The 21,089-nt window shown below is 72.7% G+C and carries 17 protein-coding genes and 2 pseudogenes; 10 read left to right on the forward strand and 9 right to left on the reverse strand.

The features are described from left to right. A pseudogene (locus RYN42_RS13730) lies at positions 1–354 on the reverse strand (hypothetical protein); the annotation flags it as partial. 232 nt (positions 355–586) lie between these two features. Here RYN42_RS13730 and groL point away from each other — a divergent pair. After that, on the forward strand, positions 587–2,215 hold the full coding sequence (gene groL / locus RYN42_RS13735) for a chaperonin GroEL (RefSeq protein ID WP_315097011.1): 1,629 nt from the start codon (positions 587–589) through the stop codon (positions 2,213–2,215). Between the two features lie 195 nt (positions 2,216–2,410). Here the strand turns inward: groL and RYN42_RS13740 are convergent, their stop codons facing one another. After that, positions 2,411–3,637, reverse strand: coding sequence for a pyridoxal phosphate-dependent aminotransferase (locus RYN42_RS13740; RefSeq protein WP_315097012.1), 1,227 nt, complete (start codon positions 3,635–3,637; stop codon positions 2,411–2,413). A 214-nt stretch (positions 3,638–3,851) separates the two neighbouring features. On the opposite strand from RYN42_RS13740, the gene urtA reads away from it, so the two are divergent. From urtA to atzF, 8 genes are all read left to right on the forward strand, one after another. After that, positions 3,852–5,120, forward strand: a complete 1,269-nt coding sequence (gene urtA, locus RYN42_RS13745) for an urea ABC transporter substrate-binding protein (RefSeq protein ID WP_315097013.1) — start codon at positions 3,852–3,854, stop codon at positions 5,118–5,120. An 82-nt stretch (positions 5,121–5,202) separates the two neighbouring features. Continuing rightward, complete coding sequence (gene urtB, locus RYN42_RS13750; protein WP_315097014.1) at positions 5,203–6,087, forward strand: urea ABC transporter permease subunit UrtB; 885 nt, start codon at positions 5,203–5,205, stop codon at positions 6,085–6,087. Next, on the forward strand, positions 6,084–7,172 hold the full coding sequence (gene urtC, locus RYN42_RS13755; RefSeq protein ID WP_315097016.1) for an urea ABC transporter permease subunit UrtC: 1,089 nt from the start codon (positions 6,084–6,086) through the stop codon (positions 7,170–7,172). Before urtB ends, urtC begins: the two co-directional genes overlap by 4 nt. Beyond that, positions 7,169–8,038: an urea ABC transporter ATP-binding protein UrtD gene (gene urtD / locus RYN42_RS13760; protein WP_315097018.1), complete on the forward strand. Its 870-nt coding sequence runs from the start codon at positions 7,169–7,171 to the stop codon at positions 8,036–8,038. Before urtC ends, urtD begins: the two co-directional genes overlap by 4 nt. Next, entirely contained in the window at positions 8,031–8,726 is a 696-nt protein-coding gene (gene urtE / locus RYN42_RS13765) for an urea ABC transporter ATP-binding subunit UrtE (RefSeq protein ID WP_315097019.1), read from the forward strand. Before urtD ends, urtE begins: the two co-directional genes overlap by 8 nt. Before the next feature lie 37 nt (positions 8,727–8,763). Further along, a complete protein-coding gene (locus RYN42_RS13770; RefSeq protein WP_315097020.1) occupies positions 8,764–9,447 on the forward strand; it encodes a GntR family transcriptional regulator in 684 nt (227 codons plus the stop codon). Between the two features lie 264 nt (positions 9,448–9,711). Then, on the forward strand, positions 9,712–13,314 hold the full coding sequence (uca, locus tag RYN42_RS13775) for an urea carboxylase (RefSeq protein ID WP_315097022.1): 3,603 nt from the start codon (positions 9,712–9,714) through the stop codon (positions 13,312–13,314). Further along, positions 13,311–15,089 (forward strand): allophanate hydrolase, encoded by a 1,779-nt coding sequence (gene atzF, locus RYN42_RS13780; protein WP_315097024.1) that lies wholly within the window; start codon positions 13,311–13,313, stop codon positions 15,087–15,089. The genes uca and atzF overlap by 4 nt, the downstream gene beginning before the upstream one ends. A gap of 76 nt (positions 15,090–15,165) precedes the next feature. Here atzF and RYN42_RS13785 read toward each other — a convergent pair whose 3' ends face one another. The 5 genes from RYN42_RS13785 to RYN42_RS13805 all read right to left on the reverse strand — a co-directional run bounded on the left by RYN42_RS13785 (position 15,166) and on the right by RYN42_RS13805 (position 18,971). Beyond that, a complete protein-coding gene (locus tag RYN42_RS13785; protein WP_315097026.1) occupies positions 15,166–15,441 on the reverse strand; it encodes a DUF4031 domain-containing protein in 276 nt (91 codons plus the stop codon). 22 nt (positions 15,442–15,463) lie between these two features. Next, positions 15,464–15,754 carry a WXG100 family type VII secretion target gene (locus RYN42_RS13790; protein ID WP_315097027.1) on the reverse strand — a complete coding sequence of 97 codons (291 nt, stop codon included), beginning with the start codon at positions 15,752–15,754 and terminating at the stop codon, positions 15,464–15,466. Between the two features lie 145 nt (positions 15,755–15,899). Further along, positions 15,900–16,667: a hypothetical protein gene (locus RYN42_RS13795; protein WP_315097029.1), complete on the reverse strand. Its 768-nt coding sequence runs from the start codon at positions 16,665–16,667 to the stop codon at positions 15,900–15,902. Positions 16,668–16,710: 43 nt separating this feature from the next. Further along, the gene (locus RYN42_RS13800; protein WP_315097031.1) at positions 16,711–18,231 is read right to left on the reverse strand and encodes a HAMP domain-containing sensor histidine kinase; all 1,521 of its coding nucleotides are present in this window, start codon (positions 18,229–18,231) and stop codon (positions 16,711–16,713) included. Then, positions 18,228–18,971 carry a response regulator transcription factor gene (locus tag RYN42_RS13805; protein WP_315097033.1) on the reverse strand — a complete coding sequence of 248 codons (744 nt, stop codon included), beginning with the start codon at positions 18,969–18,971 and terminating at the stop codon, positions 18,228–18,230. Before RYN42_RS13805 ends, RYN42_RS13800 begins: the two co-directional genes overlap by 4 nt. Before the next feature lie 181 nt (positions 18,972–19,152). Between RYN42_RS13805 and RYN42_RS13810 the strand changes: the two genes are divergently transcribed. Continuing rightward, positions 19,153–19,908, forward strand: coding sequence for a type 1 glutamine amidotransferase (locus RYN42_RS13810; RefSeq protein WP_315097035.1), 756 nt, complete (start codon positions 19,153–19,155; stop codon positions 19,906–19,908). A gap of 58 nt (positions 19,909–19,966) precedes the next feature. Here RYN42_RS13810 and RYN42_RS13815 read toward each other — a convergent pair whose 3' ends face one another. Then, positions 19,967–20,731 carry a PspA/IM30 family protein gene (locus RYN42_RS13815; RefSeq protein WP_315097036.1) on the reverse strand — a complete coding sequence of 255 codons (765 nt, stop codon included), beginning with the start codon at positions 20,729–20,731 and terminating at the stop codon, positions 19,967–19,969. Between the two features lie 58 nt (positions 20,732–20,789). After that, positions 20,790–21,089: pseudogene (locus tag RYN42_RS13820) on the reverse strand (hypothetical protein); the annotation flags it as partial.

Genomic DNA, 21,089 nt, shown 5'->3' on the forward strand with positions numbered 1-21,089 from the left:
CCCGCCGACCACGTGCGCGAGCGTCGTCGCGGCCGGATCGACGACGTGGGTGCCCGCCAGGAACGTGGCGTCGGTGCCGACGGCGAGCGGGACGCGCAGGCCGCCCGGCATGGTGGTGAGGCCCTCGAGGTACAGGGGGATGGTCGCGTAGCGAGGGGCCGGCGCGACGGGCGCCGCGGGCTCCTCCGTGGCCAGCGCGCCGGTGGGCAGCGTGGCGACGACCGCCATCGTCAGGGCCGTGACCAGCGCGCTCAGCGCCAGGACGCCGTGCCTGCGCGACCGGTGCGCGTGCCGGTGACCGCGCACGAGGGCGCGCGCGGGGGCCGGGACGACGTCGTCGACGTGACGGAGCACACGCCGCACCCTAGCTGCAGCGGCCTCCTGCGAGCGGTGCTCTGGGCGAACGCTGCTTGCACTCTCGGGGGTCGAGTGCTAACCATTGGACTTAGCACTCTCCGGTGGAGAGTGACAGAATCACCACGGCCGTCCGGTGAGGGCCGTCGCACGCGGGACAAGACCGCGGGCGGCGTGCTCGTCCGTCGCGGGCACCCTCGGCCGACCGAACCCAGTGAAGGATCACAGCCCCATGGCCAAGATCATTGCCTTCAACGAGGAGGCCCGCCGCGGCATCGAGCGGGGACTCAACATCCTCGCCGACACCGTCAAGGTCACCCTCGGCCCGAAGGGCCGCAACGTCGTCCTGGACAAGAAGTGGGGCGCCCCCACGATCACCAACGACGGCGTCTCCATCGCCAAGGAGATCGACCTCGAGGACCCCTTCGAGAAGATCGGTGCGGAGCTCGTCAAGGAGGTCGCCAAGAAGACGGACGACGTCGCTGGCGACGGCACCACCACCGCCACCGTGCTCGCCCAGGCCATGGTGCGCGAGGGCCTGCGCAACGTCGCGGCCGGTGCCAACCCGATCGCCCTGAAGAAGGGCATCGAGAAGGCCGTCGAGGCCGTCACCATCGCCCTGCTCGCGCAGGCCAAGGAGGTCGAGACCAAGGAGCAGATCGCGGCCACGGCCGCGATCTCCGCCGGCGACCAGGCGATCGGCGACCTCATCGCCGAGGCGCTCGACAAGGTCGGCAAGGAAGGCGTCATCACCGTCGAGGAGTCCAGCGCGCTGGGCCTCGAGCTGGAGCTGACCGAGGGCATGCGTTTCGACAAGGGCTTCCTGTCGGCGTACTTCGTGACCGACCCGGAGCGCCAGGAGGCCGTCCTCGAGGACGCCTACGTGCTGCTCGTCGAGTCGAAGATCTCGAACGTCAAGGACCTGCTGCCGCTGCTGGAGAAGGTCATCCAGGCCGGCAAGCCGCTGTTCATCGTCGCGGAGGACGTGGAGGGCGAGGCCCTGGCCACGCTCGTCGTCAACAAGATCCGTGGCCTGTTCAAGTCGGTCGCCGTCAAGGCCCCCGGCTTCGGCGACCGCCGCAAGGCGATGCTGCAGGACATGGCCATCCTCACCGGTGGCCAGGTCGTCTCCGAGACCGTCGGTCTCAAGCTCGACACGGTGGGCCTCGAGGTCCTCGGCACGGCGCGCAAGATCGTCGTCACCAAGGACGAGACCACCATCGTCGAGGGCTCCGGCGACGCCGCCCAGATCCAGGGCCGCGTCTCGCAGATCCGTGCCGAGATCGAGAACTCCGACTCGGACTACGACCGCGAGAAGCTGCAGGAGCGTCTGGCCAAGCTGGCCGGTGGCGTCGCCGTCATCAAGGCGGGCGCGGCCACCGAGGTCGAGCTCAAGGAGCGCAAGCACCGCATCGAGGACGCCGTGCGCAACGCCAAGGCGGCCGTCGAGGAGGGCATCGTCGCCGGTGGCGGCGTGGCGCTCATCCAGGCCGGCAAGACGGCGTTCGCCGACCTCAAGCTCGAGGGCGACGAGGCGACCGGTGCCGCGATCGTGAAGCTCGCGATCGAGGCCCCGCTCAAGCAGATCGCGATCAACGCCGGTCTCGAGGGTGGCGTCGTCGCCGAGAAGGTGCGCAACCTCCCCGTGGGTCACGGCCTCAACGCCGCGACCAACACGTACGAGGACCTGCTCGCCGCGGGCGTCAACGACCCGGTGAAGGTCACGCGCTCCGCCCTGCAGAACGCCGCGTCCATCGCGGCGCTGTTCCTCACCACCGAGGCCGTCGTGGCTGACAAGCCGGAGCGCAACAACGCGCCGGCCGGTGGCGGTGGCGGCGACGACTTCGGCGGCGGGTTCTGATCCGCAGCTGAGGCGCTAGCAGTCTCTGGACGGGCCGGTCACCTTCGGGTGGCCGGCCCGTTCGCTGTCCCCGCAGTCCGGGCCGCGCCCGTCAGTCCGGGTCGAGGCCTGCGCCGAACTCGTCAGTCCGCGGCGAACTCGTCAGTCAGAGCTGACGAGTTCGGCCGCAAGTGACGAGCTCGGCGAGCTCGCTGACTACTGGCGGTAGCTGCTCAGGAAGTTGCCCATGCGTTCGATGGCCTCCTGCAGGACCCTCGCCTCCGGGAGCGTGACGATGCGCAGGTGGTCGGGGGTGGGCCAGTTGAAGCCCGTGCCCTGGACCAGCAGGATGTGCTCGCTGACCAGCAGGTCGTACACCAGGCGGGCGTCGTCGCGGATCTCGTGCACCTCCGGGTCGAGGCGCGGGAACAGGTACAGCGCTCCGTCGGGGCGGACGCAGTCGACGCCGGGGATCGAGGTCAGCCCGCGCCAGGCCACGTCCCGCTGCTCGTGCAGGCGGCCGCCGGGGGCGATCAGGGCGTCGATGCTCTGCACCCCGCCGAGGGCGGCCTGGACCGCGTGCTGGGCGGGGACGTTGGGGCACAGGCGGGTCGACGCCAGCAGGGTGATGCCCTCCAGGAAGCCGGTCGCGTGCTCGCGCGGGCCGGTGACGACCAGCCAGCCGGAGCGGTAGCCCGCCACGCGGTACGTCTTGGAGAGGCCGTTGAACGTGAGGCACAGCAGGTCCGGCGCGACGGACGCGAGCGGGATGTGCTCCGCGCCGTCGAACAGGATGCGGTCGTAGATCTCGTCGGCGAGCAGCAGGAGGCTGTGCTCCCGGGCGATCGCGACGATGCCCTCCAGCACGGTGCGCGAGTAGACCGCGCCGGTGGGGTTGTTCGGGTTGATGACGACGATCGCCTTGGTCCGTGGCGTGACCAGTGACCGGAGGTGCTCCAGGTCCGGTTCCCAGTCCGCGTCCTCGTCGCAGCGGTAGTGCACGGGGACTCCGTCGGACAGCGAGGTCATCGCGGTCCACAGGGGGTAGTCCGGGGACGGGATGAGCACCTCGTCGCCCTCGTCGAGCAGCGCCTGCATGACCATGGTGATGAGCTCGGACACCCCGTTGCCGAGGTAGACGTCGTCGACGTCGATCTCGGGGAAGCCCGGCTCGGTCTCGTACCGCGTGACCACGGCGCGGCGCGCGCTGAGGATGCCGCGCGAGTCGGTGTAGCCGTGCGCGTGGGGGATGGCGGCGATGACGTCGCGGACGATCTGGTGCGGGGCCTCGAACCCGAACGCCGCAGGGTTGCCGGTGTTGAGCCGCAGGATCGTGTGACCCTCTGCCTCGAGCCGGACCACCTCGTCCCGGGCGGACCCGCGGATCTCGTAGAGCACGTTCTTGAGCTTCGACGACTGGTCCAGCGGGCGCAGGTGCGGCATCCGTCGAGAGTATCGCCGCCCGTGACGCGATCGGGATCGACCGGAAACAGACCGTTTACGAGGGCTCGCCCCTGCCGGAAACACCCCGTCCCTAGGTTCATCACCCATGGGCACAGGGATGTATACAGCGCGGGACACAGCGCGGTGACGCGTGCTGCCCGATGCCCGGGTCCGGCACTGCCCCTCAGCTAACCGAAGCGAAAGGCATGGTCCGTTGAAGACACAGACCAGATTCAGCACGCGCGCACTCGCCCTCCCGGCGGCCGCCCTGGCCGTCGCCCTCGGCGTCGCCGGCTGTGGCGCCCGCACCTCCGACGACCCCGGCGCCGACAGCTCGGCGTCGTCGGCGTCGTGCGTCGACACGTCCGGTGACACCGTGAAGATCGGGTTCCTCAACTCGCTGTCCGGCACCATGGCGATCTCCGAGCAGACCGTGCGGGACGCCCTCGACCTGGCCGCCGAGGAGATCAACGCCGACGGTGGTGTGCTGGGCAAGCAGCTCGAGATCGTGGCGGAGGACGGCGCCTCCGAGCCGACGGTGTTCGCGGAGAAGGCCGAGAAGCTCATCTCGTCCGACTGCGTCGCCGCGGTGTTCGGCGGCTGGACGTCCTCGTCGCGCAAGGCGATGCTCCCCGTCTTCGAGGCCAAGGACTCCCTGCTGTTCTACCCGGTCCAGTACGAGGGCCTGGAGGCGTCGCCCAACATCTTCTATACGGGCGCGACGACCAACCAGCAGATCCTGCCCGGCATGGACTACCTCAAGGAGCAGGGCAAGTCGAAGATCTTCCTCGTCGGGTCCGACTACGTGTTCCCGCGCACGGCCAACAAGGAGATCGTCGCCTGGGCCGGCGCCAACGACGTCGAGATCGTCGGCGAGGAGTACGCCCCGCTCGGTCACACCGACTTCGCGACGATCGTGAACAAGCTCAAGGGCTCGGGCGCCGACGCGGTGTTCAACACCCTCAACGGTGACTCCAACGTCGCGTTCTTCAAGGAGTACAAGAACGTCGGCCTGGCCGCGGACACCCTCCCCGTGGTCTCGGTGTCGATCGCCGAGGAGGAGGTCGGCGGCATCGGCATCGACAACATCGTCGGACAGCTCACCGCGTGGAACTACTACCAGACGGTCGAGAGCCCCGAGAACACCACGTTCGTCGCGGCGTTCAAGGCCAAGTTCGGCGACGAGCGCGTGACGTCCGACCCCATGGAGGCGGCGTACACCTCGCTCTACCTCTGGAAGGGAATGGTCGAGAAGGCCGAGTCGTTCGAGGTCGGCGCCATCCAGGAGGCGGCCGGCGGCGTGACGTTCGACGCCCCCGAGGGCACGGTCACGGTGAACGGCGACAACCACCACATCGCCAAGACCGCGCTCATCGGCAAGATCGGCCCCGACGGGCTCATCTACACCGAGTGGTCGTCGGACGGCCCCATCGAGCCGGACCCGTTCCTCGAGGGCTACGACTGGGCCGAGGGCCTGTCCTGACCCACCCCTGACGCGGTGGCCCCGCCGCACCGCTGTGACGCCGGGCCACCGCCCCCTCGCACGGACAGGAAGGCGGGTCCCGATGGATGCGCTCGTCTCACAGCTCTTCGCGGGCCTCAGCCTGGGGTCGGTGCTGCTGCTCGCGGCCCTCGGCCTGGCGCTGACGTTCGGCCAGATGGGCGTCATCAACATGGCGCACGGTGAGTTCATGATGGCCGGCGCCTACACCGCGTTCGTCGTGCAGAAGGTGGTCGCCGACGCCGGGGTCTCCCTGCTGGTCTCGCTGGTGATCGGGTTCCTCGTCGGCGGCCTGCTCGGGCTGGTCCTCGAGGTCACGCTCATCTCGCGGATGTACACGAGGCCGCTGGACACGCTGCTGGTCACCTTCGGCGTCGCGCTGGTGCTCCAGCAGCTGGCGCGCGACGTGTTCGGCGCCCCCAACGTCGACGTCCGCGCACCGGCGTGGCTGTCCGGGGCGGTGCCCATCCTCGGCGTCGGGATCCCGCGGACGCGGCTGTTCATCCTGGCGCTGGCCATCCTGTGCGTGGTCGCCCTCGCGCTCCTGCTCAAGCTCAGCCCCCTCGGCCGACGCATCCGGGCCACCGTGCAGAACCGCGACCTCGCCGAGACGTCTGGGATCTCGACGCGCGCCACGGACCGGCTGACCTTCTTCCTCGGGTCCGGGGTGGCCGGCGTGGCGGGCGTGGCGCTCACCCTGCTCGGGTCGGTCGGCCCGACCGTGGGCACCAACTACATCGTCGACGCCTTCCTCGTGGTGGTGGTCGGCGGGATCGGGCAGCTCAAGGGCGCGGTGATCGCCGCGTTCGGGCTGGGACTGCTCTCGGCGGGCTTCGAGTACTCGACGACGGCGAGCCTGGCCAAGGTGCTGCTGTTCGTCGTGATCGTCGCGTTCCTGCAGGTCAGGCCGCAGGGGCTCGTCTCGGTGCGCACCCGGAGCCTCGCATGAGCCCCCGCATCCGGGTCTGGGGCGGTCTGGTGGTCGCCGCCGTGGTGCTCTTCGGCGTCGCGCCCGCGCTGCTCTCCGACTTCCGGCTCAACCTGCTGGCCAAGTTCTGCTGCCTCGCCATGGTCGCCGTCGGCATCGGGCTGGCGTGGGGGCGCGGCGGGATGCTGGTGCTCGGGCAGGGCGTGTTCTTCGGCCTCGGCGGCTACCTCATGGCTATGCACCTCAAGCTCTCCGACGCCGGCCCCGGCGGGGTCCCCGACTTCATGCTCCTGTACGGCGACGGCACGGTGCCCGGTTGGTGGGAACCGTTCCGCAGCCCGGTGGTCACCCTCCTGGCGATCCTGCTGCTGCCCGCGCTGGTGGCCACCCTGCTCGGGCTCGCGGTGTTCACGCGGCGCGTCCGGGGCGCGTACTTCGCGATCCTGTCGCAGGCGCTCGCGGCCGCGTTCGCCATCCTGCTGGTCGGCCAGCAGAAGGTCACCGGCGGCACCAACGGGCTCAACGGGTTCCGGTCGTTCTTCGGGTTCACGCTCGCCGACCCGGTGAACAAGCGGATGCTCTACTTCATCGCCGCGGGCGTCCTGCTCGCGATGGTGGCCATCGTGCGGCTGGTGATGAGCTCGCGCTACGGCGAGCTGCTGGTGGCGGTGCGCGACCAGGAGAACCGCGTCCGGTTCCTCGGCTACGACCCCGCGCTGGTCAAGGTGGTCGCCTACGCGATCGCCGCGTGCTTCGCCGCGATCGGCGGGGCGCTGTTCACGCCGATCGTCGGGATCATCTCGCCGGCCGACGTCGGCGTCGTGCCCTCGATCGGGTTCCTGGTCGGTGTGGCGATCGGCGGACGCGCCACCCTGCTGGGGCCGGTGCTCGGCGCGATCGGGGTGTCATGGGCGGAGACGAGCCTGTCGGAGTCGTTCCCGTCGTTCTGGATCTACTTCCAGGGCGCGCTGTTCATCCTCGTCGTCGCGTTCCTGCCGAACGGGCTGGCGACGATCAGCCGCGTGTTCCGCCGCCGGGTGAAGCAGTCGGAGCCTGCCCCGGTCCCCGAGCCCGCGGCCCTCGAGACCTCCGGGAGGACCGCGTGAGCGAGGAGATGCCGACGACCGCCGCACCCCTGATCGGCGAGGGGTCCCTGGACCCCGACGCGCTCGAGCAGGTCCTCGCGGCCGACGAGTCCCGGTTCCGGCACGACTACCTCGAGATCCGCGGCCTTCGGGTGGTGTTCGACGGGTTCGTCGCCGTGGCGGGCGTCGACCTGACCGTGACGCAGGGGGACCTGCGGTTCCTCATCGGCCCCAACGGAGCCGGCAAGACCACGATCGTCGACGCCATCACGGGGCTGGCGCCGGCGACGGGGTCCATCCGGTTCGGCGGTGTGGAGCTGGTGGGGAGGCCGTCACACCGGGTGGCCCGCGCCGGGGTCGGCCGGACGTTCCAGACGGCCAGCGTGTTCGACGAGCTGACCGTGCTGCAGAACCTCGACATCGCGGCCGGTTCCGGCCGGAAGGCACGGGTCATGCTGCGCCGGCGACGCGGGATCCCCGAGGCCGTCGAGGCGGCGCTCGAGACGGTCGGCCTGACGCACCTGCGCGACCAGCAGGCGGGGGTGCTCGCGCACGGGCAGAAGCAGTGGCTGGAGATCGGGATGCTCCTCGTGCAGGACGCCCGGCTGCTGCTCCTCGACGAGCCCGTGGCGGGCATGAGCCAGGCCGAGCGCGAGGAGACCGGGCTGCTGCTCCAACGGATCGGGGCGCAGCGCACGGTGGTCGTCGTCGAGCACGACATGGAGTTCCTGCGCAGCTTCGCCTCGTCGGTGACGGTCCTGCACCAGGGGTCGGTGCTCAGCGAGGGAACGGTGGCGCAGGTGCAGGCGGACCCGAGGGTGGTCGAGGTGTACCTGGGCCGCGGCGCGGGCGCACGTGGTTCCTCCAAGGGGGCGTCCGATGCTTGAGCTGACCGGGGTGCACGTCGGGTACGGCCGCACGTCCGTGGTGCACGGGGTCGACATCTCCGTGGCCGACGGCGGGGTGACCGCGGTCATGGGCCACAACGGCGCCGGCAAGACGACGCTCCTGCGCGCCGCGGTCGGGCTGCTGCCGGTGCGCAGCGGTCGCGTGACCCTGCTCGGTGAGGACGTGTCTCGGCTGCGTCCGCACCAGCGGGTGCGTCGCGGGCTGGCGTACGTGCCGCAGGGCCAGCAGTCGTTCGGGCAGCTCACCGCGCGGGAGAACCTCCAGCTGGTCGCGGACGGCGCCGGGTCGGCGGGAGCCGCCCGCATGGACGACGCGCTCGACCTGTTCCCGGCGCTGCGCGACCTGCTCGGCCGGCGCGCCGGACTCCTCTCGGGCGGTCAGCGCCAGCAGCTCGCCATCGCCCGCGCGCTGCTCACCGGCCCGCGCGTCCTGATCCTCGACGAGCCGACCGAGGGCATCCAGCCGTCGGTCGTGCAGGAGATCGAGGACGCCATCGGCACCCTGACCCGCGACGGCGGGCTGTCGGTCCTGCTGGTCGAGCAGCACGTCGGCTTCGCCCTGGCCGCGGCCGGTCAGTACTACGTGCTGGAGTCCGGACGGGTGACGCGCTCGGGCGCCGGCGGGGCCGACCAGGAGGCCGACGTGCGCGCCGCGATGGCCCTGTGACCGTCGGCCCGGACTGCGAGGTCTACGCTTCGTGACCATGAGCACGGAGGATCCCCGCTCCCTGCGGGACGTGGTCTATCAGCAGCTGCGCGACGAGATCCTCAACGGACGAGTCTCGCCGCGGGAGCGGCTGACGGAGCCCAAGCTCGGCAAGCAGTTCGACGTGTCGCGGACCCCGGTGCGCGAGGCGCTGTCGCGGCTGCTGTCCGACGGCCTGGTGGAGCGCACCGACTTCGGGTACGCCGTCGTCGTGCCGAGCCTGGAGGACCTGCGCAACCTGTACGAGCTGCGCATCACCCTCGAGCTGCGCGGCATCGCGCGGGCCATCGAGAACCCGCAGGTCCGGCACGACGAGGCGATGCTGGTGACCGAGCGCGACAAGTGGGCCGAGCTGCGCGACGCCCCGCCCGAGCCGGACGCCAGCTTCGTGCTCTTCGACGAGGGGTTCCACCAGGTGCTCTCCCGGTCCTCGGGCAACACCCAGCTCACCGGTGCCCTGGTCACCGTGAACCAGAAGATCCGCGCGGTGCGCATGCACGACTTCGTCGAGCCGGACCGCATCACCGCGACCATCGACGAGCACCTGGAGATCCTCACCCTGGTGCTCGCCCGGGAGCTGCCGTCGGCCCTGACTGCGCTGCACAAGCACGTGGGGGAGTCGCTCGAGGTCGTCATGGAGCGCGCGACGAGGTCGATGACCCGCATGGCGCTCGCGGGCTGACCTGCCCCACCCCGCAACGTCCGAGCGGAGGAAGGCCAGGACCTGCATCTGCTCGGACGCTAGCCGTGGACATCTGCAACGTCCGAGCATGTGGTCGTCAGAGCGCGCAGATGCTCGGACGTCGTGCAGGGGCCGGTCGTAACGCAGCGTTTACGCCCGGGCGCCGGGTGGGAAACACGGTCTCCGTAGCGTGCCGGATACCGGGGTGTATACATCCCGCGCCGGAGCCTCAGGGGTCCGGTCCGACCGCACCCGGGGGACGCCGTGTTCGACACCCTGCTCGTGGCCAACCGCGGGGAGATCGCCGTCCGCATCCTGCGCAGCGCGCGGGAGCTCGGCCTCAAGACCGTGGCGGTCTACTCGGACGCCGACGCGGCGGCCCCGCACGTGCGGCTGGCGGACGTGGCGGTGCGGCTCGGACCCGCGGCGGCCGGCGAGAGCTACCTGCGGCCCGAGCTCGTGCTGCACGCCGCCGCCGAGACCGGTGCCGGCGCGATCCACCCCGGGTACGGGTTCCTGTCCGAGAACGCGCAGTTCGCGCGCGAGGTCGAGGCGGCGGGGCTCGCGTTCGTGGGCCCGACGCCGGCGCAGCTGTCGGTGTTCGGGGACAAGCACCGCGCGCGCCAGGCGGCCGAGGCGGCGGGCGTGCCGCTGGTCGCGGGCAGCGGGCTGCTGGGCTCGGTCGAGGAGGCGCTCGCGGCGGCGTCGGCGGTGGGCTACCCCGTGATGGTCAAGGCGGTCGGCGGCGGGGGCGGCATCGGCATGCAGGCGTGTGCCGACGCCGACCAGCTGGTCGCCGCGTTCGACCGGGTGCAGCGTCTGGCGGCGGCCAGCTTCGGCAGCGCCGGGGTGTTCCTGGAGCGGTTCGTGTCCCGCGCACGGCACCTGGAGGTGCAGGTCTTCGGAGACGGAGCGGGGCGCGTGGTCAGCCTGGGCGACCGCGACTGCTCGCTGCAGCGGCGCAACCAGAAGGTGGTCGAGGAGGCCCCGGCGCCGGCGCTCCCCGACGACGTCCGGTCGATGCTGCACGAGTCGGCCCGCGCGCTGACGGCGTCGGTGGCGTACCGGTCGGCGGGGACGGTCGAGTACGTGTACGACGTGGACCGCGGCGAGGCGTCGTTCCTCGAGGTCAACACGCGGCTGCAGGTGGAGCACCCCGTGACCGAGGCCGTGACGCGCGTCGACCTGGTGGCGTGGATGCTGCAGCTGGCCCAGGGCGAGTCCTCGTTCTTGGACGAGGTTCCCGACGAGGGTCCGGCGATCGTCGGCCACGCCGTCGAGGTCCGCGTGTACGCCGAGGACCCGCGCAAGGACTACCAGCCCAGCGCCGGGCTGCTCACCGAGGTCGTCTACCCGGACGACCCGGCGGTGCGCGTCGATGCGTGGGCGGAGACCGGCCAGCAGGTGACCAGCCACTACGACCCGATGCTGGCCAAGGTGATCGTGCACGCGGCGGACCGTGCGTCGGCGTTCGCGGCGTCGGCCAGGGCGCTCGCCGCCACCCGGTTCACCGGGGTGCAGACCAACCTGCCGCTGCTGCGTGAGGCGGTGCGGCAGCCGGAGGTGCTGGCGGCGGAGCACACGACCGGCACGCTCGCGGGCGTGACCGACCACGAGCCGTACATCGACGTCGTCCGGCCCGGGGTGATGACGACCGTGCAGGACTGGCCGGGCAGGCTCGGGTTCTGGGCCGTCGGCATCTCGCCCTCGGGGCCCATGGACGACCTGTCGTTCCGGCTGGGCAACCGCGCGCTGGGCAACCCCGAGGGTGCGCCGGGCCTGGAGTGCACGCTGACCGGTCCGCGCCTGCGGTTCAGCCACGAGGCGGTGGTCTGCGTGACGGGCGCCGCGGCCCCGGTCACCGTGGACGGGACCGTGGTGCCGCAGTGGGAGCCGGTGACGGTCCCCGCCGGTGGCGTGCTCGACGTCGGAGCGCCGCACGACACCGGTCTGCGCACGTACGTGCTGCTGCGCGGCGGGCTGGACGTGCCCCAGTACCTCGGGTCGGCCGCGACCTTCTCGATGGGCGGCTTCGGCGGGTACACCGGCCGCGCGCTGGCGGTCGGTGACACCCTCGTGCCGGGCGTCCCCGACGGGCCGGAGCCGGTCGCGGTGCCGGCGGACCTCCGGCCGCAGCTGGTGCACGAGTGGGAGGTGGCGGTCCAGGAGGGACCGCAGCCGGCGCCGACGTACTTCACGCCCGCGGACATGCAGATGTTCTACGACTCCAGCTGGCTCGTGCAGACGCACGCCAACCGCACCGGCATCCGGCTCACCGGGCCGAAGCCGCAGTGGGCGCGGCCCGACGGCGGAGAGGCGGGGCTGCACCCGTCGAACCTGCACGACAACCCGTACTCGGTGGGTGCCCTGAACGTCTCCGGCGACACCCCGATCCTGCTCGGGCCCGACGGCCCCAGCCTCGGCGGGTTCGCGTGCCCGCTGACCGTGGTCGTCGGGCACCGCTGGAAGATGGGTCAGATCCGTCCCGGGGACACCGTGCGGCTGGTGCCTGTGCCGGACTCCACCGCGGACGCGCTGCGCGGGGACGACGCCCTGCGCGCCTCGGCGCACCTGGGTCCCGACGTCCTCACGGGTCCCGACGGCGACGACGGCGTGCTGGCCCGGTTCCCCGGCGACCCCGACGTGGTGTACCTGCGCGGCGGCGACGACAACGTGCTGGTCGAGTACGGACCGATGGTGCTCGACCTCGGCCTGCGGATGCGGGTGCACGCGCTGGGTGAGGCGCTCGCGGGCACCCCGGGTGTCATCGACATCACGCCGGGCGTCCGCAGCCTGCACGTGCACGTCGACCCGTCGGTGCTCGGCGTCCGCGCGCTGGTCGACGTGCTGGTCGGCCTGGAGGCGTCGCTGCCCGCCACGGAGGACCTCGTCGTGCCGAGCCGACGCATCCACCTGCCGCTCTCCTTCGACGACCCCGTGATCGCCGAGGCGGTGGCCCGCTACCAGGCGGGTGTCCGGCCGGAGGCGCCCTGGCTGCCGTCGAACATCGAGTTCGTCCGGCGGGTCAACGGGCTGCCGTCCACCGACGACGTGTTCGACACGATGATGGCCGCCGAGTACCTGGTGCTCGGCCTCGGCGACGTCTACCTCGGCGCCCCGCTGGCCGTCCCGCTCGACCCCCGGCACCGGCTCATGACCACCAAGTACAACCCGGCCCGGACATGGACCGCGGCGGACACGGTCGGCCTGGGCGGTCAGTACCTGTGCGTCTACGGCATGGACTCGCCCGGCGGGTACCAGCTGGTGGGCCGCACGGTGCCGATCTGGTCGGGGCACCGGCAGCGCGGGGTGTTCGAACCCGGCAAGCCGTGGCTGCTGCGGTTCTTCGACCGCATCGTGTGGCACCCGGTCGCCGCCGCCGACCTGCTCACGCAGCGCGACGCGTTCGCCGCCGGGCGGCTGGACGTCGAGGTCGAGCACGGCACGTTCTCCTACCGCGACCACCTGGCGCTCCTGCACGAGCATGCGGACGACATCGCCGAGTTCCAGGCCCGGCAGGCCGCGGCGTTCGCCGACGAGCGCGCCGCGTGGGCGCTCGCGGGTGAGCTCGATGCCGCCGAGGAGGAGCCCGCGCACGCGGGAGACCTGGGCGCCGGACCGGGGGAGATCGAGCTCCTCGACGGCTGCGTCCTGATCGAGGCGCCCATGGTGGGCAGCGTCTGGCGGATCGAGGCGCGGGCGGGCGAGCAGGTCAAGGAGGGCGACCTGATCGTCGCGCTGGAGGCCATGAAGCTCGAGCTCGGGGTCACGGCGCCCGCCGACGGCACCGTGCTCAAGGTCCTCGTCGCGCCGGGGCAGCACGTCGCCCCCGGCGCGCCGCTCGCGATCTTGGCGGTGGGCGCGTGACGGGGACGACGATGGGCGGCGTGACGAGCGTGCCGAGGCCTGTCGACCGCGACGCACGGGGGGGCAGCACCGCCGAGGCTCGCGTGCGTGCCGCCTACGCCCGGATCGCCGAGGTCGACCGGCCTGAGGTCTGGATCACCCTGCTCCCCGAGGATGCGGTGATCGCCTCCGCCCGGGTGGTCGACGCCCGGATCGCGCGCGGGGAGGTGCTGCCGCTCGCCGGCCGCACGGTGGCCGTCAAGGACAACATCGACGTCGCGGGGGTGCCGACGACCGCGGCGTGCCCGTCGTACGCGACGGATCCCGCGGGCCGGCCCGGACCGGCGGCGGCGACCGCCCCGGCCGTGCAGGCGCTGGTCGACGCGGGCGCCGTGGTGCTGGGCAAGACCAACCTCGACCAGTTCGCCACCGGGCTCGTCGGCGTCCGCAGCCCGTTCGGCGCGGTCCGGCACGCGACCCTGCCCGAGCGCGTCTCCGGCGGGTCGAGCTCCGGGTCGGCCGTCGCGGTGGCGCTCGGCATCGCCGACATCGGCATCGGCACCGACACCGCCGGGTCCGGCCGCGTCCCGGCGGCGTTCGGCGGCCTGGTGGGCATCAAGACCACGCTCGGCCTCGTGCCGACCACGGGCGTCGTGCCCGCCTGCCGGAGCTACGACGCGGTCACCACGTTCACGCGGGACCTCGACCTGGGCGTCCAGGCCGTCCGCACGATGGTCGGCGCGGACCCGCTCGACCCGGCACGGCGGACCTGGCCGGCCGACGTCCGCCTCGGGCTGGGCGCGGCACCCGTCGTGGCGGTGCCGCGCGACGAGGACCTCGCGCCGCTCTCCGCCGGCTGGCGCGCCGCGTTCGACGCCGCGGTGCAGGCCGTCCGCGCGGTCGGCGCGCAGGTCAGGACGGTCGACATCTCCGGCATGCTGGCCGCGGCCACCCTGCTGTACGACGGCGCGATCGTGGCCGAGCGGTACGAGGCGGTCGGCGCGTTCCTGTCCGACGCCCCCGACGCCGACCCGACCGTGCGCTCCATCATCCTGGCCGGCCGCGACACCCCCGCCCACGCCTACGTCGGCGACCGCGCCCGGCTGGCCATCGCCAAGGTGGAGGCGGCGGCGGTCCTGGACGGCTGCGACCTGCTCCTGCTACCGACGACCACCGAGCACCCGACCATCGCCGCGGTGCAGGCCGACCCGGTGGCCATCAACCGGCGCCTCGGCACGTACACCAACTTCGTCAACCTGCTCGACCTGGCGGCCGTCGCGATCCCCGCGGGCCAGGCCGACGGAGGACCGTTCGGGGTGACCCTGGTGTCCCGCGCGTTCGACGACCAGCTGGCCCTCGACCTCGCGGCCCGCCTGCTCGACGAGGATCCCGCCCCGGTGGTCGAGACCGGCGTCGACCTCCTGGTGGTCGGCGCCCACCTGCGCGGCCAGCCCCTGCACCACGAGCTGGAGGAGCTGGGCGCCCGGTTCGGCCGGTCGGTCCGCACGTCGGACGCCTACCGCCTGGTCGCCCTGGACACCCAGCCCCGCAAGCCCGGCCTGCTCCGGGTGGGACCCGGCGGCGGTGCGCCGATCGCCGGCGAGGTCTGGCGGCTGTCGCCCGGTGCGCTCGGCCGGCTGCTCGGCGCGCTGCCGGCGCCGATGATGCTCGGTCAGGTCGAGCTGGCGGACGGCACGTGGGTGGTCGGCTTCGGCTGCACCGTCGAGTCGGGCGCCGCGGGGGCCGACATCACGGCGACGGGCGGCTGGGTGGAGGCCCTCCGGAGCGGCCTGTGACCGGGCCCGGCCGTGCCGACACAGCCGTGCCGACACAGCCGTGCCGACACAGCCGTGCCGACACAGCCGTCCCGGCTCAGCGGTGCCGATCCCGGTCGCGTGCCGGCACCCGCAGCCCCGACGCCCGCAGCCGGCGGATGAGCTCCTTGGCGCTCACCAGCTCCGCCCCCAGCGCCACGAGCTCCTCGATCCGCTCGTCCGGGACGTCGTAGTGGTCCCGGTCGAACCCGCGCCGCGGGATGCCGGCCCGGGCCGCGAACGCGTGCAGCTCCTCCAGCGACGAGTCGCTGACCAGGTGGCCCCAGAGCGTGCCGTGGTTCGGCCACATCGGAGGGTCCACCAGCACGGTCACGGCCCGAGCGTAGGCACGCTCCTCACACGGTGAACAGCCGCGACGCCTGCGTCTCCGCCTCGGCGTAGGTGCGGGCGGCGGACTGCATGGCCGCCACGATCTGCTCGAGCGAGGCGTCCAGCCGCGCCTCCGTGGCCGACCAGTCGGTCAGGACGCCCGCGAACGCCGTGGCCGCCCCGCCGCGCCACGACGCCTGCAGGTCGGCCAGCTGGCGGTGCATCGCCGCGACCTCCCCGCGGATGGCGCCCGCGCGCGCCTGGACGCCCGCCGCCGCCGTCGCGACCTGCGCGCTGTCGACCTCGTACCTGCTCATGGGACCTCCGTCGGTGGGGGCCGGGTGGTACCCGGCTCATGCCCGACGACGGTAGGAGGGACGGGCGGGCGCACGAGTCCGCAGCGTCGTGCCGGTGCGGTGATCGCTCGCCGCGCGGGCTGTGGGCGGCTCAGACCCGCAGCCGTCAGGTCCGGGCGGCGTCGGACCCCTCGTCGACGCTCCGGTGCTCAGCACCGGCCGCCGCCGCGGCAGCCGCCTCCGCGTCGATCCCGCGCAGCTCCTTCTCCAGCCGCTGGAGCTCGCCGGACAGGTTCTGCCGCGCGGGCTCCTCCCAGGCGGACCCGAGCGGGCTGACGAACAGGGACGGCCGGGCCAGCAGCTTGTGGATGATGCGCACGCGGGCGCGCAGGTAGTCCTCGACCGGCAGGTGCGCGTACTCGGTGCGGATGTCCTGCACGTACGCCTTGTACTTCTGCGGCTCGGTGGCGAGCATCGCCAGGTCGGCGTCGCAGAGGACCGCGCAGTCGAAGTCCGCGGGGTCGGGTGCGTGCCGGACCAGGGCGACGACGAGGTCGTGCACGCGCTGGGCGCGACCCTCCGGGACGCCGAGGGCCAGCAGCTCGTCGTACGCGAGCCGCGCGCTGGCGATCTCGTCCTCACCGCCGCGGTTGGCGTAGGCCTTGCGGTCGGCGGCGTCGAAGATGGCGCCGTGGTACCAGGCGGCCAGGCGCACGATGTCCGGCTGGTGGGTCTCCTCGACCAGCTCGTCCACGTGGATCAGCACGTCGACCAGGTGCTTGAGGTTGTGGAACGACCGGCCCGGCGAGCCCCACCGGTCCACCAGCGCCTGGCCGGCGTCGCGGATCTGCTCGACCGGTGCGGTGGCGCCGGCTCCGACGGCGCTGCGCACGAATGCGGACAACAACCACTGCGGTGCGTCATGGACGCCCATGGATCAGCCTTACTCCGACGGCAGGAACCCGCCATGGTAGCCCTCAGGACTGTGGCGCGTGGGCCGCTGCCGGCAGGATGACACGGACCGTCGTCCCGCCTCCGGGTGTCTGCTCCAGACGCACCGCACCGTCGTGCGCCTCGACGATCGCGGCGACGATCGCCATGCCCAGGCCGGCTCCGCCCGAGTCGCGTCCGCGGCTGGCGTCCACCCGGTAGAACCGCTCGAAGACGCGGGCGGCGTGCTCCGGGTCGATGCCGGGTCCGTGGTCGCGCACCTCGAGGACGCCCTCGCCGGACGGCAGGGTGCCGACGGCGATCTCCACCGGCGTGCCGGCGGGGGTGTGCTGGACGGTGTTGCCGACGAGGTTGGCCAGCACCTGGCGCAGCCGTGACTCCTCACCGACCACCAGGCAGGGCGCGCCCGCGGCCCCGTCGACCAGGGGCACCAGCCGCGCCGGCCGGGAGGGGTCGAGGGCGTGCAGGTCGCTGACGGCGTCGGCGGCGAGCACCGTGAGGTCCACCGGGCCGGTGCGCATCGGCCGGCCCTCGTCGAGGCGGGCGAGCGCGAGCAGGTCCTCGACGAGCGCGCCCATCCGGGTGGCGGACTGCTCGATGCGGCGCAGGGTGTCGTCGACCTGGTCGGTCGTGGTCAGCGCGCCCATCCGGTACAGCTCTCCGTAGCCGCGGATGGTGGCCAGGGGGGTGCGCAGCTCGTGGGAGGCGTCGGCGACGAACCGGCGCATGCGGGCCTCGGAGGCGGTCTGCGCCCCGAACGCCTGCTCGATCTGGGCGAGCATGCCGTTCAGGGCGGCGCCGAGGCGGCCGACCTCCGTGTGCTCGGCGGCGGCGGGCACGCGCTGGGACAGGTCACCGGCGGCGATGGCCGCGGCGGTCGTCTCGATCTCCCGCAGGGGCTTGAGCGAGCGCCGCACCGCCCAGGCACCCGCGGCGGCACCGAGCAGCACGATGCCCAGGCCGCTCAGCAGGAGCACGAAGGTCATGTGCTTCACCGTGCGCTGGATGTCGCCGAGGGGCAGCGCGATGACCGCGGTGCCGACGGTGCCGTCACGCATCGTGAAGTTGTAGGCCACGGCCCGCCACGTCGACCCGGGTTGCGTGGAGGAGACCGTGAACGGGTCGCCCCGGCGCGCGGACGCCTGGTCGATGCTCATCGAGGGGACCGCCGGGGTGCCGTACTGGTCCCGCGTCGTCTCGGACAGGATCGGCAGCTCGTCCGCGCCCACCGCGTACCGCAGGTAGTAGTCGCTCGGCGTGTAGAACGAGTTGCCCGTGAGGTCGAGCTGGCTGAGCCGCTGCTCCGCCACCAGGGTGCCCTCGTCCTGCAGCTTGCTGTCGACCTGCCCGACGAGCGTGCCCTCGAGCAGCGCCGCGCTGGTGGCCCCGGCGACGACGAGCCCGAACGCCAGCAGCACCGTGACGATGGCCACCAGGCGCGCGACCAGCGTGGTCCCCGCCCACCAGTCGCGGACGGGAGCGATCCAGCTGCGTCGCGGGGCGGTGACCGGCGGTCCGGGCTCGTCCAGCAGCGGCGCAGCCGTCACGACGACCCGCGCAGCAGGTAGCCCACCCCGCGCTTGGTGTGGATCAGCGGGGGCAGGCGGCTGCCGTCGGGGCCCTCCAGCTGGTCGATCTTGCGGCGCAGGTAGGAGATGTAGGACTCGACGATGTTGGCGTCGCCGCCCCAGTCGTACTGCCAGACGTGGTCGAGGATCTGCGACTTGGACAGCACCCGGCCCGGGTTGAGCATGAGGTAGCGCAGCAGCTTGAACTCGGTGGGGGACAGGTCGACCGGCTGGCCGGCGCGGACCACCTCGTGGGAGTCCTCGTCGAGCTCGAGGTCGGCGTACCGCAGCACGCTGGTGTCGTCGTCGAGACCCGGGCGCGTGCGGCGCAGGACCGCGCGGATCCGGGCGACGACCTCCTCGAGGCTGAACGGCTTGGTCACGTAGTCGTCGCCGCCGACGGTGAGGCCCTGCACCTTGTCGGCGGTGTCGTCGCGCGCGGTCAGGAACAGGACGGGGACGTGCTGGCCCTTCTCGCGCAGGCGTCGTGTGACGGTGAACCCGTCCATGTCGGGGAGCATGACGTCGAGGACGACCAGGTCCGGCTCGACCTCGCGGGCGAGGCGCAGCGCGGAGCCACCGTCGGCGGCCGCGTGGACCTCGAAGCCCGCGAAGCGCAGGGAGGTGGCCAGGAGCTCGCGGATGTTCGGCTCGTCGTCGACGACGAGCAGGCGCGCCTCGGGGGTTCCGGGGGACGACGCCGAGGGGAAGGGCGACATACGCCGAGTGTGACCCCGAAGCCTGGGAGCCCGCTGGGTGAACCCCGGACGTGCTGAACGTGATGTCGCGCACGCGTGACAGATTCATCCGCTCCGAAAGCCGGACAGGTGACGCGAATATCGGGCAGATCGGACGCCGGTCGCTTTCCGTCAGCCCGGACCCTCGGAGTACCGTCTCCGCGTGACCTCCCCCCTGCACGGCGACCCCCGCCCGGTCGTCACCGTCATCCAGAGCTCCCCCGACGTCCCGATCGACCGCTTCGGCGAGTGGCTCGGGGACGTCGAGCTGCGCCTCGTCGCGGCGTTCGCCGGTGAGAGCGTGCCCATCGCCGACGAGGTCGGGGACGGCCTCGTCGTCCTCGGCGGCCACATGTCGGCCCACGACGACGCCACCGCACCGTGGCTGCCCGAGCTGCGCGCGCTGCTGGCCGACGCGAGCGTCCAGGGCGTCCCGACGCTGGGCATCTGCCTCGGCGCCCAGCTGCTCGCCGCCGCCCGCGGCGGTCGGGTCCAGGTGGCGGCCCCTCCCGGGCGCGAGTCCGGCGTGATCGACGTCCGGTGGCGGCCCGAGGCGATCGGCGACGCCGTCGTCGGCGCGCTCGTGGACCTCGCCGACGAGCGGCGCGCCACGCCGCAGCCGAGCATGCACGCCGACGCGATCGTGGACCTGCCGCGCGGTGCGGTCTGGCTCGCGTCCTCGGCGATGTACCCGTACCAGGCGTTCCGCATCGGCTCGGCCTGGGGCGTCCAGTTCCACCCCGAGGCCGGCGCCGAGACGCTGCGCGGCTGGGCGGACGGCCACGAGGAGGTCGACACGGACGCCGTGCTGGCAGCCTTCGCCGCCCGGGAGGCCGAGGTGACCGCCGTCGGGCGCGCGCTCGCGCAGAGCTTCGCCGCGCACGTGCGGGCCACCGCGCAGGAGCCCGTCTCCGCCTGACCCACGCACGCACGAGAGCGCCCGACCCCTGTGCGAGGGATCGGGCGCTCTCGTGCTGTCAGGCCTCGATCTCGGGGGTGACCCGGGTGGCGCCCAGCTGCTCGGGCGCGCGGCCGGACTTCAGCGCGGCGAGGCGTGCCTCGACCTCGATCTGCGCGGAGGACGCCTCGAGCTCCGAGAACTGCGAGTCCAGCGAGGACGCCGCGATCTCGGCCTGGCCCATGGCGAGCGCCTCCTCGCGACGCACCTTGTCCTCGAACCGCGCGATCTCGCTGGTCGGGTCCAGCACGTTGATCGAGCTGATCGCGGTCTGCACGGTCTGCTGCGCCTCGGCGGACTTCTGCCGGGCCACGAGGGTGTCCCGGCGGGACTTCAGCTGGCCAAGCTTGTCCTTCATCATCGCGAGGCCGGACTTCAGCTTCTCGACGGTGTCCCGCTGCGACGCGATGAGCGGCTCCGCGTCGCGGACCTCACCCTCCGCGGTGAGCTGCTTGCCGAGCGCGATCTTGGCCAGGTTGTCGAACTTGTCGGCGTTCGCGGTGTCCCCGGCGGAGCGGTACTGGTCCGCGCGGCTGGACGCGGCGAGCGCCTTGCTGCCCCACTCGCGCGCGGCGGAGACGTCCTCGTTGTAGTCCTGCTCGGCCAGGCGCAGGTTGCCGATGGTCTGCGCGATCGCCCGCTCGGCCTCGCCGATCGAGCTGGTGTAGTCGCGCACCAGCTGGTCCAGCATCTTCTGCGGGTCCTCGGCCTGGTCGATGAGCGCGTTGATGTTGGCGCGGGCCAGCTGGGTGATCCGCCCGAACACGCTCTGCTTCTCGGTCATCGCTCGTACCTCTCGTCGTCCGTGTCGACCGGATGGTCCCGGCCGCCGTGCTCACTCGTCAGAACCCGCCCCCGAAACCACCGTCGCCGAAGCCGCCGCCGTCTCCGCCGCCCCCTCCGCCGCCGCCCCAGCCGCCCCCGCCGCCGAAGCCACCGCCGCCGCGCAGGACGCTGTCCAGCAGGATGCCGCCGAGCACCATCCCGCCGACGCCGTTCAACCCTCCGCCGCGGCCGCCCAGCTGCCCACCGCCGAGCTGCGCCTGCTCGGCGTACTCGACGTCCTGCTGCGCCAGCTGGGCCGCGTCCTGCGCGAGCTGTTCGGCGCGCTGCGCGGTGGCCAGCGCGGCGGTGGCGTCGAC

The sequence above is a fragment of the uncultured Cellulomonas sp. genome (genome assembly GCF_963527515.1).
Classification (GTDB): domain Bacteria; phylum Actinomycetota; class Actinomycetes; order Actinomycetales; family Cellulomonadaceae; genus Cellulomonas.

Coding starts and splice junctions, on each gene's coding strand:
- groL (WP_315097011.1), top strand. CDS start 587: ATGGCCAAGATCATTGCCTTCAACGAGGAGGCCCGCCGCGGCATCGAG.
- RYN42_RS13740 (WP_315097012.1), bottom strand. CDS start 3,637: ATGCCGCACCTGCGCCCGCTGGACCAGTCGTCGAAGCTCAAGAACGTG.
- urtB (WP_315097014.1), top strand. CDS start 5,203: ATGGATGCGCTCGTCTCACAGCTCTTCGCGGGCCTCAGCCTGGGGTCG.
- urtC (WP_315097016.1), top strand. CDS start 6,084: ATGAGCCCCCGCATCCGGGTCTGGGGCGGTCTGGTGGTCGCCGCCGTG.
- urtE (WP_315097019.1), top strand. CDS start 8,031: ATGCTTGAGCTGACCGGGGTGCACGTCGGGTACGGCCGCACGTCCGTG.
- RYN42_RS13770 (WP_315097020.1), top strand. CDS start 8,764: ATGAGCACGGAGGATCCCCGCTCCCTGCGGGACGTGGTCTATCAGCAG.
- RYN42_RS13790 (WP_315097027.1), bottom strand. CDS start 15,754: ATGAGCAGGTACGAGGTCGACAGCGCGCAGGTCGCGACGGCGGCGGCG.
- RYN42_RS13795 (WP_315097029.1), bottom strand. CDS start 16,667: ATGGGCGTCCATGACGCACCGCAGTGGTTGTTGTCCGCATTCGTGCGC.
- RYN42_RS13805 (WP_315097033.1), bottom strand. CDS start 18,971: ATGTCGCCCTTCCCCTCGGCGTCGTCCCCCGGAACCCCCGAGGCGCGC.
- RYN42_RS13815 (WP_315097036.1), bottom strand. CDS start 20,731: ATGACCGAGAAGCAGAGCGTGTTCGGGCGGATCACCCAGCTGGCCCGC.